This is a genomic window from Streptomyces cyaneofuscatus, from assembly GCF_033109485.1.
In the GTDB taxonomy this organism is placed as follows: Bacteria; Actinomycetota; Actinomycetes; order Streptomycetales; family Streptomycetaceae; genus Streptomyces; species Streptomyces cyaneofuscatus.
Genome location: NZ_CP137002.1, coordinates 3,966,073 through 3,979,165 on the forward strand (window position 1 = coordinate 3,966,073; position 13,093 = coordinate 3,979,165).

Below are 13,093 nucleotides of genomic sequence, written 5' to 3' on the forward strand. Positions count from 1 at the left end.
GGAGTACACCGGCGCATTCGCTGAGCGTTCAGTTGTGTCGAGTGCGTCACCGGCAGCCCCTTGGCCGGTTTCCGGTGCAGCTCAGTGGGGCATCCAACCCGTGGCGTGGGGCAAAGGAGGTCTCGGGGGTGGCGTTGGTGGTGGCACAAGAGGTGCCTGCGTCGTCGAGCATGGCCGTTCCCCATGGCCCTGCGGGCGTGGGGCAGGCACGGCACCGGATGCGTGAGCAGTTGCGCAGCAACGGGGTGTCGGACGCGGTCGTGGACGACGCTGTTCTCATTCTTTCCGAACTGCTCAGCAACGCCTGCCGGCACGGCAGGCCGCTGGGACGGCACACCGATGTCGGTGACGGCGACATCCGGGCCGCCTGGCGCGTGGACACGGGCGGCGGTCTGACCGTGGAGGTCACGGACGGCGGCGGGCCCACCCGGCCCGTTCCGGCCACCCCTTCGGTGACGGCACGCGGCGGCCGGGGGCTCAACATCATCAGCGCCCTGGCCCAGGAGTGGGGTGTACGGGACGACTCGTCGGGCGAGGTCACCGTCTGGGCCCACGTCCCCTGCCCGAAGCCGCCCGAGCTGGGCGCGGTCGGCGGACTCACCGGGTTCGAAGGGCTCGACTTCTCCGACGTCCTCGACGACGCGAGCTGAGACGGCCGCCCAGGCGACGCGAGCTGAGAAGGCGGCCCATCGGCGACACCACTCGGCTCGCCGACACCGTTCGGCAGGGCGGCCGGTGAGGGCGGAGGCAGGCGCGTGTGCCGCGGTGGTGCCGCGGGCGGCTAGGCTCGCGCCGAGACCGCACCGTCGCAATCAGGAGAATGCCCACCATGGCCAAGAAGCGCCCTCAGACCAAGGCCGGGAAGCAGCAGCTCAAGGACGGTGAGATCCCGGTCGTCGGGGCCCGTGAGCCCTGCCCGTGCGGTTCGGGCCGTCGCTACAAGGCGTGTCACGGACGCGCCGCCGCCCAGGCCGTGACCGAGCTCGTGCACCGCCCGTTCGAGGGACTCGCGGGCGAGTGCGACTGGGTCGCCCTGCGCGAGCTGGTGCCCGCCGCCACGGTCGAGCTGACGCTGAAGGGCGGGCTGCCCGAGGGCGTTCCGTCGGTGACGCTGGCGACCGTCCTGCCGATGGCCTGGCCCGCCCTGCGCCGCGACGACGGTTCCGTCCTCCTCGCCCTGCAGAACGACACCTCCTCCGGCGACCTCAGCCGCGACCTCGCGGACACGCTCCAGCGCGCGCTGGAGGTCGAGCCCGGCACCCCGGTCACCGCCCGCCGCGTACCGGCCGACGGGCCGCGCCTGCAGGATCTGCTCGACCCGGACGCCGCGTTCGAGCCGGTCGTCCACACCGGGTTCGAGTTCTGGGTGCCCGACGCGGAGAACGCCACCCCCGAGGTGGCCGCCTCCCTGGAGCGCGCGAACGCCGCCGCGATCCCGACGGTGCTGCTCTCCGGCGCGGACGCCGCGTACTGGTGCGAGACCCCGGAGAAGAACCACCTGCGCTGGGTCATGCAGCACCCCGAGGAGCAGCTCCTCGACGCGCTCGCCCGGCTGCACGCCGCCGGCACCTCCTCGCTGGGCGAGGACACCCGGCTGGTCGGCTCGTTCCGCGCGCACGGCCTGGTCGTTCCCGTCTGGGACCTGCCGAGCTCGATGGGGGCCGAGGCGTGCGAGAAGCCGGCCGTCGCGTTCGCCGAGCGGCTGGCGGCGGCGCTCGCCTCCGACGCCCCGCTCACCGCCGAGGAGCGCCGGGCCCGTGGCGGGCTCACCAACCGCCAGGTGACGCTCAGCTGACCCTGGTGGGGCGCCGCCGAGTCGGTGACCCGCGTCACAACTCACCGTACTCACAAGTAAATCGCCGCCCTCATAGGCGAGATCGAATTTGCGAACGGCAGATCTCTTGTTACCGTTCTAGAAGCCCGGTCGCTGGTGCATCCCCCGTCGCCAGCGACCGGGCGTCTTCGTTTCCGGCCGTGACCCGCACCGGCCGGGCCTACCGCGACCCGCCCGCGCACTCAGTCCGATGCGCCCGGCGCACGGTGCGATCCGGCCCTCAGCAGCAGCGGCGCCTGCTCCACCGGCCCCGCGCCCGCGTACTCCGCCACCGCCGCATAGGCGCCGGGACCACCCGCCGACGCGCCTCGCGGGGTCTCACAGCTGCCCGGCTCGTCGTCGGCCGCCAGGACACAGTGCAGCTCCACGGTCCGCCCGCCCGGCCCCACCAGGGTGAGTACGGCGCGGAGTTCCTTACCGGAGGTGTTGCGGTGGTACGCACGCGCCCAGGTCTCGCCGCCCCCGGTCATGACACAGGTCTGCGCCTCGATGCCCTCCGGCGAGACGAGCTCGGGACCGCACCGGGCGGCGCCCTCGCGACTCATTTCCGTTGGCGATAGCGATGACGACGCCGACGGATGCTGAGAAGGGGAGTGGTCCACCTCGTCACCGGATGGTTCATCAGAAAGCTTTTTCTCCAGCATTTCTGATGAACTGTCCGGATATTTCTCCTCTGTCGATACGGGGGCCGGGGAACCGCCGGGATCCGCGGAAGCAACGATTGGAATCAGGCACGCGAACGCGGCGACAGCCGTCAGAGCGATCATGCGGAGATTCATGGTGGCCCCCTTGCCGACCGCGCGGGCAATCACGGAAACGCGACTACGCGGAAACCCGACTACGCGACTACGCGGGTATTCGGGGCGACGATATCGACGTGAGGCACGCGGCCGGGCCGTCCGGCACCCGTTCACCGCGCATACGGCCCGGCTCACACCCGTACGAGTGAGACGCACGCGCGAGACGTACGCGAATGGGGGCCGGGCCGCCCGCCCGTCAGTACGCGAGCCGGCTGCCACCGTCCGGGGCGCCGGTGCTCGCCTCGACCAGGGCGTCCAGGACCGCCTCGACATCCGGGAGCCAGGGAGCCGCCGCCCCCGGCGAAGGGGGCCGCTCCCAGCGCACCTGGCCCGCGCCGGTCTCGGACGGGGGCAGGACGAGATAGCCGCCCTCCCCGTGGAAGCGGAGCGAGCTGGGCACCCAGTCCTTGCTGTACAGCAGCTCACCGAGCCGTTCCAGCGTGTACGGGGCCACCAGCAGCGACCACCGGGTGGGTGTCGCCACCACGGGGCCCAGCCGCATGCCCATGCGGTCGAGGGCGACCAGGGCCTTCGCACCGGCCAGGGCGGGCAGGCTCACCGCGCAGGGGGCCCGGCCGCCGGTCGCCAGCATCACCGGGGCCGTGGGGCGGCTGGTCCACCACCAGCGCACCATGCGCTCGTCCGTGGTGGCCGCCAGCAGTCCGGGGTCGAAGGGGTGCGCGCCGGGAACGGCGCAGTCGGGGTCGCGGCAGGCGCAGCCGAGGCCACGCCCGTCGGGCAGGGCGGCCGGCGCGGTCCCGGCTCCGGGGAGCACGGGCCACTGCCATGCGGTGGCGAAGGTCAGGGCCGCGTCGCGCCGGGCGGCACCCTCCTTGCGCCGGAGCCGGAGCCTGCGTCGCCTTCCGAGGATCTCGCGCATGAGCGCTCGTTCCTTTCCGTTGAACGCCGAGTCCACATGACGCTCGCGCGGGGGTGGGACATCGCGCGAGCGTCTCTTCGCTGTGCGTACGTGCTCATCAAGTTCTGCGGTACGGGTTCTGCCGTACGGGCGTGCCGTCGGTACCGAGCGTGAGCCGAGCCGAGCCGAGTGGAACCGATCCGAGTGGAACCGATCTGAGGTGGTGCCGAGCTGCGTGGAGCCGGGGGCGCCCGCCACGGGCGCCGCGTGCCTGCCGGCCGGGCCCGAACCCGCCGCGTGGGGCGGAGGCGTGACCGTCACTGATCGCGACCGTCACGGGTAAGGACGTCCGGACCCGCTGTCAGGTTCCTGAGCGATCACATCCGCCCGTGAGCGTCTGCCCCGGGCATCGCCGATTACGTACCCAGCCTGCCCGGAATGACGCCGCCCCTGGGATTTCCTCCCGGAGACACCCCTTGTTGAGCCTTGTTGAGCTGCCCTAGTCGACCGCAAATAGCTGCCGCAGGGTGCATTTTTCGGCCAAGTTGACTCACACTGGAGGGGAGCGAATCCGGCGAGCCTCCAGGGGACAATGCTGGACATCGGGTTACTTGTGCGTGTACATGTGGATGCACTGATAGTGGCGCAGAATCACATGGGGGTTTGCGATGCTATTCGACGAATCGCACCGGCCGGAAAGCTGGCTGCCATGAGCGCCCCACACCTGCCGAAAGTGGCTGGAATCGATCCAGAAGTTGCGGTTTCAACGCACACTGCCGCTCCTCTGAGAGAGGTTCCGGCAGCGCCCGGAGCCTTCATCCAGGACCGGCTCGCGGGCTGGGTCTCGGACCTCACGACCCTGCACGAACTCACCGAGCGGCTGGCCTCCACCGCCACCCTCGATACCGCCCTGAACGAGCTGCTGCACGCCGGAGCCGCCCTCGTGGGAGCCCGCCGCGGACTCCTCGTCCTGGAACCGGCGGACACCACGGCCACGCCGTCCACCACCCTCGGACTCGGGCTCAGCCACGCCGATCTCGGCCACATCGAGACCGTGGAGCGCGGCGCCACCGCCCTGGGCCGCGTCCTCGACGGGCACCCCGGCACCGCGGACGGGCTCACCACCCCCGACCTGTTCGGCGACCCGGACCTGGATCCCCGCCACCGCGAGGTCGCCACCCGCCTCGGCTATGCCGCCAGTTACGCCCTGCCCCTCGCCTCCGAGGCGGCCGGACGGCTCGGCGCGGCGGTCTGGCTCTACGACGAGCCCGGCGAGCCCTCGGAGAAGCAGCGCCACCTCGTCGGCCTCTACGCCCGGTACGCCACCGAGCACCTGGCCCGCCTGACCGAGCTGGAACGCGCCCGCGCCGATGTGGCGACCGTCGCCGAGGAGCTGCTGCCCAGCCGGCTGCCCCGCATCCCCGGCGTCCAGCTGGCCGCCCGGCACCGGACCGGCCCCCGAGGCGGCGGCGACTGGTACGACGCGCTGCCGCTGCCCGACCACGCGCTCGGCCTCGCGGTCGGCTCGGTGGGCGGATCGGGGCCGAGCGCGATGGCCGCGATGGGCCGGCTGCGCGCCAGCCTGCGGGCGTACGCCGTGATGGAGGGCGAGGACCCCGTCGCCGTACTCTCCGATCTCGAACTCCTGCTCCGGCTGACCGAGCCCGCGCGGACCGCCACCGCCCTCTTCGCCTACTGCGAGCCCGCCGCCCGCAAGGTCGTCCTCGCCGGGGCCGGGCACACCCCGCCGCTGGTGCTCGGCGACCGGCGCTGCGAGTTCGTCGAGACCACGCTCTCCGCCCCGCTCGGGATGCTCGCCTGCTGGGAGGCGCCGAGCGTGGAGTTCTCCCCCGCGCCGGGAGAAACGGTGCTGCTCTACACGGACGGTCTGCTGCGCCGCACCGGCGACGCGATGGACCGCGCCTTCGCCCGGCTGCACTCCGCCGCCGCCTCCGTACCGAAGGCGGGCCGGCACGATCCGGACGCCGTCGCCGACCACGTCCTGCGCACGATGCTGCCCGACGGGCTGGACCGGAGCGACTCCACCGAGGACGTGGTCATCCTCGCCGCGCACTTCGACTGAGACCGCACACGTCGACCGAGACCGCGCACGTCGACCGATCTCCCGGTGGCCTCTCCGGTAACAGGCCTTTCGGCCCTGGGCCCCCTTCCGTACGCCCGTACGATGGGTGTTGGTCCAGTGTCGTATCAAGGAGAGTCACATCGTGTCTGAGGAGCTCATCCCGGAGACCCCGGAGCAGGAGACCGAAGAGAACGAGGCAGCGGAGCCGATCAAACAGCGGAAGAACGGCCTGTACCCGGGCGTCTCCGACGAGCTCGCCGAGAACATGAAGTCGGGCTGGGCCGACACCGAGCTGCACGGGCTCGAACCGATCGCCCAGGCCGAGCACACCGCCGCCCGCCGCGCCGCGCTCTCCGCGCGCTTCCCCGGCGAGCGCCTGGTCATCCCCGCGGGCAACCTGAAGACCCGCTCCAACGACACCGAGTACGCCTTCCGCGCCTCCACCGAGTACGCGTACCTCACCGGCGACCAGACCCAGGACGGCGTCCTCGTCCTGGAGCCGACCGGCGACAGCGGCCACCAGGCCACCATCTACCTGCTGCCCCGCTCCAACCGCGAGAACGGCGAGTTCTGGCTGGACGGCCAGGGCGAGCTGTGGGTCGGCCGCCGCCACTCCCTCGCCGAGGCCGAGCAGCTGCTGGGCCTCCCCGCGAAGGACGTCCGCGAGATCGCCGCCGCGCTCACCGAGGCCACCGGCCCGGTCCGTAACGTACGCGGCCACGACGCGTCCATCGAGGCCGCCCTCACCGACAAGGTCACCGCCGAGCGCGACGAGGAGCTGCGCGTCTACCTCTCCGAGGCCCGCCTCGTGAAGGACGCCTTCGAGATCGCCGAGCTCCAGAAGGCCTGCGATGCCACCGCGCGCGGCTTCGAGGACGTCGTCAGGAGCCTGGACAAGGCCGAGGCGACCAGCGAGCGCTTCATCGAGGGAACGTTCTTCCTGCGCGCCCGCATCGAGGGCAACGACATCGGCTACGGCTCGATCTGCGCCGCCGGACCGCACGCCACCACCCTGCACTGGGTCCGCAACGACGGCGCCGTCCGCTCCGGCGACCTGCTGCTCCTGGACGCCGGCGTGGAGACCAACGAGCTCTACACCGCCGATGTGACGCGCACCCTGCCGATCAACGGCACGTTCTCGCCGCTCCAGCGCAAGATCTACGACGCGGTGTACGAGGCCCAGGAGGCGGGCATCGCCGCCGTGAAGCCCGGCGCCACCTTCCGCGACTTCCACGACGCCTCGCAGCGGGTGCTCGCCGAGAAGCTCGTCGCGTGGGGCCTGCTCGGCGACCTGTCCGTGGACAAGGTCCTGGAGCTCGGCCTCCAGCGCCGCTGGACCCTGCACGGCACCGGTCACATGCTCGGCATGGACGTCCACGACTGCGCCGTCGCGCGCACCGAGGCGTATGTCGACGGCATCCTGGAGCCGGGCGTCTGCCTGACCGTGGAGCCGGGCCTCTACTTCCAGGCCGACGACCTGACCGTTCCCGAGGAGTACCGGGGCATCGGCGTCCGGATCGAGGACGACATCCTCGTCACCGAGGACGGCAACCGGAACCTGTCCGACCAGCTGCCCCGCCGGGCCGACGAGGTCGAGGCCTGGATGGCTCAGCTGAAGGGCTGATCCCGTCCGCCCAGTGGCAGGGCGCGCCGCTCACACCATGAGCAGCGCGCCCTCCCGCCATTTCAGGACCTTGTCGAAGCTGACCACCGCGCCCCGGCCCGGCCGGTTGCCGAACTGGACGTGGTCGGCGAGCTGCTCGATGAGGTCCAGCCCGCGGCCGCTCTCGGCGACGCAGGGGATGTACGGGGCGAACGTGGGCTGGGCACCGACGGGCTCGGCGCCCTGGGTTTTCTCGGTGTGCTCCGGGTGCTGAACCCGTTCGATGTGCTCCGCGTGTTCGGTGTGCGCGGCTGGGCGAAGCGCGCGCCGGGCGGGGAAGCCCGGCCCCGAGTCGGCCACCTCGATACGGCATTTCTCGCCGTCCAGATAGGCCGTGACCCGGTACTGCCCGGAGTCCGCCGGGGTCCTTCCGGTTCCGCGATCCCCGTGCTCCGCCAGGCCCGACCGGTCGCCGCCGTGTTCGACGGCGTTGGCACAGGCCTCGCTGAGCGCGACCGAGAGGTCGAAGGAGATGTCCGGATCCACCCCCGCGGTTTCCATGGTGCCGAGCAGAAAACGACGGGCGAGCGGAACGCTCGCAGCTTCGCGCCGCAAATGGAGTGACCACCAGATGCTCATGCTCCAGCCTCCTGGCTGCGGCTCGACGTACCGATACGTATTGCCGCACAAGGCACTTCGTAAGCACGGATCGGCCGTGAGAGCCCTCATTCGGCGGATGCGGATATTCCGCGCACCGGTGTATGGCCTCGACCACGGAAGCCGGGCGGGTCCCGGAGGATGAGCGTCCACAGTCCGTACATCCCCCGCCAACAGCCACGACAAGCACGCTTTGCGGACGGAGGCTCGCGCATGGGGACGGAGGCTGACCTTCCGGACCTGCCGTACCGCGGCGGGGTACGCAGTGCGATGATGTTCCGGCCATGTCCACGCCTGTCGCACACGCCGGAGCCGGTCTGCGGCTCATGAGGGCCGCGGTGTTCACCGCGGTCTGCGTCGTGCTGTCCGCGGCGGGGCACGCGTTCGCCGCCGGGGCGCCCGTCCCCGCGTGGACCCTGCTCGCCGGATTCCTCGGCGTCCTCGCCGTGGCCTCGGCCCTCGCCGGACGGGAACGCTCCCTGCCGTCGATCGTGGGTGCGCTGGCGGGCGGCCAGGTCGCCCTGCACGTCCTCTTCGCGTACGGCAGCCACGGCAGCGCGCAGGCCGTCGTCGCCGCCGCGCCCCGGGGCAGCGGCGAGAACCCGCTGATCCGTTTCGCCGCCGGGCTGGTGTGCGGTGGAGGGCCGGGGCAGATCGACGCCGCCGACGCCCACCGCATCGTCACCACGGCGGGCATAGACCCCTCCACGGTCGCGGGCCACGGCCACCTCGCGTCGGGAGCGGCGGCCACGGCGGCTCCGGACGGTGGATCCGGCCTGGCCGCGGCGTACGCCTCGGTGGCCGCGCTGCTGCCCGGCCTGCCGATGTTCCTGGCCCACCTGCTGGCCGCGCTCGCCGCCGGCTGGCTGCTGCGGCGCGGCGAGGCCGCCCTCTTCCGGCTGGCCCGGCTCTCGGCGTACGGCGCGCAGGCGCTCGCGGCCGGCGCCCGGCTGCGCTCCCTGCGCGCGGCGCTCGCGCTCGTACGCGCCCTGCGCGCCGGAGCGCGTGAACAGCTCGCGAACGGCCCGCGCGCCCCGCGTACGGCCGACGACGAGCCGGCCCCCGCCACCGGGGACCCTCTGCAGCACCTGGTGATCAGGCGCGGGCCTCCGGCCCCGTACGCCCTCGCAGCCTGACACGACACCTGCGCCCACCGCCGCCGTACCCGAGCACCGACCGTCCACACCGGGCGGCTCCTCAGGGGCGGCTCTCCCGGGCATGGCCGGATTCCTCATTCCTCGACGGACGGACCGGACGAGGTGTCGTGCCGCCGTCGTGCACCCGCGCGCCGGACCACCGTGTTCCTCTTCCGACGTATCCCTCTTCCTCTGTGGAGTGTTCCTGCCATGAGCGCCACCAACGTCTCCCGCATCGCCATCGCCGCCGGCGTCGCCGCGTCCACCGTCCTGCTGCTCGCCGGTCCCGCCGCCGCGCACGTCAGCGTCCAGCCGCAGGGCGAGGCCGCCAAGGGCGGTTACGCCACCCTCAACTTCAAGGTCCCCAACGAGCGGGACCAGGCCTCCACGGTCAAGCTCGAAGTGAACTTTCCGGCCGACCACCCGCTCTCCTCCGTCACCCCCGAGGCCGTGCCGGGCTGGAAGATCGCGATCACCAAGGGCAAGCTCGACAAGCCCCTGGAGGTGCACGGCCGGAAGATCACCGAGGCCGTCACCAAGGTCACCTGGACCGCCGACGGCTCCAAGATCGCGCCCGGCTACTTCCAGCAGTTCCCGGTCTCCGTCGGCCAGCTCCCCGAGGACGCCGACCAGCTGGTCTTCAAGGCCATCCAGACGTACGACAACAAGGAAGTCGTCCGCTGGATCGAGGAGCCCAAGGGCGGCGAGGAGCCCGACAGCCCCGCCCCGGTCCTGAAGCTGACCGCCGCGACCGAGGACCACCACGGCGGTGGCGCGGCCGCCCAGGGCGACGACGACCACCAGGCCGACGACAAGGCGGCCTCGGCGGAGGGCGACAAGAAGGAGACGCACGCCGCGTCCTCCTCCTCCAGCGACACCACGGCCCGCACCCTGGGCATCATCGGCATCCTCATCGGGATCGCGGGCGTCGCGTTCGGCGTGCTCGCCGGCCGCCGCCGTACGGCCTGATCCACCGGACCGGGCCGTACGGCGTACGCGTACGGCCCGGCCCGCCCGGTCAGGCCGTCGACGTACGGCCCGGCCCCCGGTCCCACCACCCGCACCACATTCAGGACACCCCCTCATGCGCAACAGAAAAGCAGTGACGGCCCTGGCGTTCGCCGCCGCGGCCGCACTGGCCCTCTCGGCCTGCGGAACCAGCGGCGGCAAGGCGGAATCCTCGTCGATCGCCGATGTCGAGGCCTCGCCGAAGACCCAGGCCGCGACCGTTCTCGACCAGCCGTTCACCAAGCCGGACCTCGTCCTCACCGACACGAACGGCAAGGAGTACGACTTCCGCGAGGCGACCAAGGGCAAGCCGACGCTCATCTACTTCGGCTACACCCACTGCCCCGACGTCTGCCCGCTGACCATGAGCAACATCTCCATCGCCAAGCGGGACCTGCCCAAGGCCGACCAGGACAAGCTCCAGGTCGTCTTCGTCACCACCGACCCCGAGCGCGACACCCCCGCCTCGCTCGGCAAGTGGCTCAAGGCCCAGGACCCCACCTTCACCGGTCTCACCGGCGACTTCCCCACCATCCAGGCGGGGGCGCGCAAGATCGGCATCGGCATCGAGCCGGCGACGAAGGACAAGAACGGCAAGCCCGTCTCGATGCACGGGGCGCAGGTCGTCGCCTTCTCCCCGAAGACGGACGGCGGCTATGTGCTGTACGGCGAGGACACCACCGCCGAGGAGTACGCGAAGGACCTCCCCAAGCTGATCAAGGGGGAGAACCCGTGAACCGCCGCACGGTCCTCGCCGGTGCTCTCGCCCTCACCACGGGGCTGGCGCTGGCGGGGTGCTCCACCGGGAGCGACGAGCCCGAGCTGAAGGTCGTCGGCGCCTATCTGCCGCAGCCCGTCAGCGACATGGCCGCCGGCTTCCTCGTCGTACAGAACAGCGGGGGCGCCGCCGACCGGCTCACCTCGGTGACCAGCCCGCTCTCCGACGACGTCACGATCCACGAGACGAAGAACCAGCAGATGCGCGAGGTCGAGTCGTTCGAGGTGCCGGCGGGCGGTGAGCTCGACCTCGAACGCGGCGGCAACCACATCATGTTCATGGACCTCAAGAAGCAGCCCAAGCAGGGCGAGAAGGTCTCCGTCGAGCTGCACTTCGAGAAGGCCGGCCGCATCACGGTCGACCTGCCGGTGAAGGAAACCACCCACAACCCGAAGAAGCAGTGAGGGTCCGACCGTGATGACTGCCACCGCCCCGCGCCCCGGAGCGTCCCCGATACGGCGGCCGTTCACCGCCGCCGCGCTCGCCGTCGCCCTCGTCAGCCTGGTGTTCGGGCTGATCCTGGCCGGCGCCGGACCGGCGTCCGCGCACGCCGCCCTCACCGGGAGCGACCCGCAGGACGGGGCGGTGGTGGCCACCGCGCCGAAGGAGGTCACCCTCACCTTCTCCGAGGCGATCGCCGTCGGCGACGGATCGATCCGGGTCCTGGACCCCAGCAGCAAGCGCGCCGACACGGGCGTCGAGCCGAAGGACCTCTCCGACGGCTCCACCGTCCGGTACGGCGTCGAGCTGCTCCCCGGCCTGCCCGACGGCACCTACACGGTGGCCTGGCAGGCGATCTCCGCCGACAGCCACCCCATCTCCGGCGCCTTCACCTTCTCCATCGGCGCCCCCTCCGAGACCACCGTGGCCCTGCCCTCCGAGGAGGTGGGCGGTGGACCGGTCGGCGTGGTCTACGGCATCGCGCGGTACGTCGCGTACGCCGGGTTCACCCTGCTCGTGGGCGGCGCGGCCTTCGTCCTGGGCTGCTGGCCCCGGGGCGCGTCCGTGCGGCCGATGCAGCGGCTCGTGGTGCGCGGCTGGGTCACGCTGACCGCGGCGACGCTGGTCATGCTGCTGCTGCGCAACCCGTACACGGGCAGCGGGAAGTTCGCCGACGCCTTCGACCTGGACGGGCTCCAGGCCGTCCTGGACACCAAGCCGGGCGCCGCCCTCGTCTCGCGGCTGCTGCTGCTCGGCGCGGCCGCCCTGTTCATCGCCGTCCTGTTCGGTACGTACGCCCGGCGCGAGGACGTCGTCGAGAAGAAGGACCTCACCTTCGGCCTCGCGGTCGGCGGCGGGGTCGTCGCGGCGGGCATCGCCGCCACCTGGGCCATGTCCGAGCACGCGTCGACCGGCATCCAGGCGGGGATCGCCATGCCGGTGGACGTCCTGCACCTGCTGGCCGTCGCCGCCTGGCTCGGCGGGCTCGTCTCGCTCCTGGTGGCGCTGTACCGGACGCCGGACATCGGGAGCGAGGCCGTACGGCGGTTCTCCCGGGTCGCGTTCGGCAGCGTCCTCGTCCTCGCGGCGACCGGGATCTACCAGTCGTGGCGGCAGGTCGGCTCCTGGTCGGCGCTGACCGGGACGCGGTACGGGCAGCTCCTGATCCTCAAGGTCGCGCTGATCGCGGTCCTGCTCGCCGTGGCGTGGTTCTCGCGGCGGTGGACGGGGCGGCTCACGGATACGGCGGTGCCCGCCTCGGTGGAGCCGGAAGCCGCCACGGAACCGGATGCTGAGGTCGCGGACGGTGTCGCCCCCGAGCGCGCCGCCCAGCTGGCCCGTCAGCAGGCCGTCCTGACCGCCACGAAGAAGAAGCGGATACGGGACGCCGACCCGGAGCGTTCCGGGCTGCGCCGCTCGGTCCTGGCCGAGGCGGCGATCGCCGTGGTCCTGCTGGCCGTCACCACCGTGCTGACGTCGACCGAGCCTGGCCGTACGGAGGTGGAGGCCAAGGGCGCCTCCAGCTCGGCACCCGCCCCCGCGGCGGGGCCCGTCAACCTGAGCATGCCCTTCGACACCGGCGGTCAGAACGGCAAGGGGACCGTCCGGATCGACATCGACCCCGGGCGCACCGGCTCCAACGAGATGCACGTGTGGGTCGACGGCAGCGACGGCAAGCCGATGGACGTCCCGGAGCTGAAGGTGGCCCTCACCCTGGAGGCGCAGGAGATCGGGCCGCTGCCGGTCGTACCGGACCGGCTCGCCGAGGGGCACTGGTCGGCGAGCGGCGTCCAGATCCCGATGGCGGGGGAGTGGAAGGTCGACGTGACGGTACGGACCTCCGACATCGACCAGGTCACCATCGACAAGAACGTGAAGATCGGCTGAGTACGTG

12 protein-coding genes are annotated in these 13,093 nt (G+C 71.9%); 9 read left to right on the plus strand and 3 right to left on the minus strand.

The window, feature by feature from the left end:
* Positions 1-41 precede the first annotated feature (41 nt).
* Positions 42-650: an ATP-binding protein gene (locus R2B67_RS17485; RefSeq protein WP_109978635.1), complete on the plus strand. Its 609-nt coding sequence runs from the start codon at positions 42-44 to the stop codon at positions 648-650.
* Positions 651-829: 179 nt separating this feature from the next.
* On the plus strand, positions 830-1,795 hold the full coding sequence (locus R2B67_RS17490) for a DUF5926 family protein (protein ID WP_317819374.1): 966 nt from the start codon (positions 830-832) through the stop codon (positions 1,793-1,795).
* Between the two features lie 221 nt (positions 1,796-2,016).
* On the opposite strand, the gene R2B67_RS17495 is transcribed toward R2B67_RS17490, so the two are convergent.
* Both R2B67_RS17495 and R2B67_RS17500 read right to left on the minus strand, forming a co-directional pair.
* The gene (locus tag R2B67_RS17495) at positions 2,017-2,379 is read right to left on the minus strand and encodes a hypothetical protein (protein ID WP_317819376.1); all 363 of its coding nucleotides are present in this window, start codon (positions 2,377-2,379) and stop codon (positions 2,017-2,019) included.
* Between the two features lie 451 nt (positions 2,380-2,830).
* Positions 2,831-3,514, minus strand: a complete 684-nt coding sequence (locus R2B67_RS17500) for a bifunctional DNA primase/polymerase (RefSeq protein WP_317819377.1) — start codon at positions 3,512-3,514, stop codon at positions 2,831-2,833.
* Positions 3,515-4,085: 571 nt separating this feature from the next.
* Here R2B67_RS17500 and R2B67_RS17505 point away from each other — a divergent pair.
* Together R2B67_RS17505 and R2B67_RS17510 are read left to right on the plus strand one after the other, a co-directional pair.
* Entirely contained in the window at positions 4,086-5,576 is a 1,491-nt protein-coding gene (locus tag R2B67_RS17505; protein ID WP_317819379.1) for a PP2C family protein-serine/threonine phosphatase, read from the plus strand.
* A gap of 142 nt (positions 5,577-5,718) precedes the next feature.
* The gene (locus R2B67_RS17510) at positions 5,719-7,200 is read left to right on the plus strand and encodes an aminopeptidase P family protein (protein WP_237326911.1); all 1,482 of its coding nucleotides are present in this window, start codon (positions 5,719-5,721) and stop codon (positions 7,198-7,200) included.
* 30 nt (positions 7,201-7,230) lie between these two features.
* Here the strand turns inward: R2B67_RS17510 and R2B67_RS17515 are convergent, their stop codons facing one another.
* Positions 7,231-7,818 carry an ATP-binding protein gene (locus R2B67_RS17515; protein ID WP_317819381.1) on the minus strand — a complete coding sequence of 196 codons (588 nt, stop codon included), beginning with the start codon at positions 7,816-7,818 and terminating at the stop codon, positions 7,231-7,233.
* A 302-nt stretch (positions 7,819-8,120) separates the two neighbouring features.
* Here R2B67_RS17515 and R2B67_RS17520 point away from each other — a divergent pair, with 302 nt between their 5' ends.
* From R2B67_RS17520 to R2B67_RS17540, 5 genes are all read left to right on the plus strand, one after another.
* Entirely contained in the window at positions 8,121-8,972 is an 852-nt protein-coding gene (locus R2B67_RS17520; protein ID WP_317819382.1) for a hypothetical protein, read from the plus strand.
* 210 nt (positions 8,973-9,182) lie between these two features.
* Positions 9,183-9,941, plus strand: coding sequence for a YcnI family copper-binding membrane protein (locus R2B67_RS17525; protein WP_317819383.1), 759 nt, complete (start codon positions 9,183-9,185; stop codon positions 9,939-9,941).
* A 115-nt stretch (positions 9,942-10,056) separates the two neighbouring features.
* A complete protein-coding gene (locus R2B67_RS17530; RefSeq protein WP_317819384.1) occupies positions 10,057-10,716 on the plus strand; it encodes an SCO family protein in 660 nt (219 codons plus the stop codon).
* A complete protein-coding gene (locus R2B67_RS17535) occupies positions 10,713-11,162 on the plus strand; it encodes a copper chaperone PCu(A)C (protein WP_317819386.1) in 450 nt (149 codons plus the stop codon). Before R2B67_RS17530 ends, R2B67_RS17535 begins: the two co-directional genes overlap by 4 nt.
* Before the next feature lie 13 nt (positions 11,163-11,175).
* On the plus strand, positions 11,176-13,086 hold the full coding sequence (locus R2B67_RS17540; protein WP_317819387.1) for a copper resistance CopC/CopD family protein: 1,911 nt from the start codon (positions 11,176-11,178) through the stop codon (positions 13,084-13,086).
* Positions 13,087-13,093: the final 7 nt, after the last annotated feature.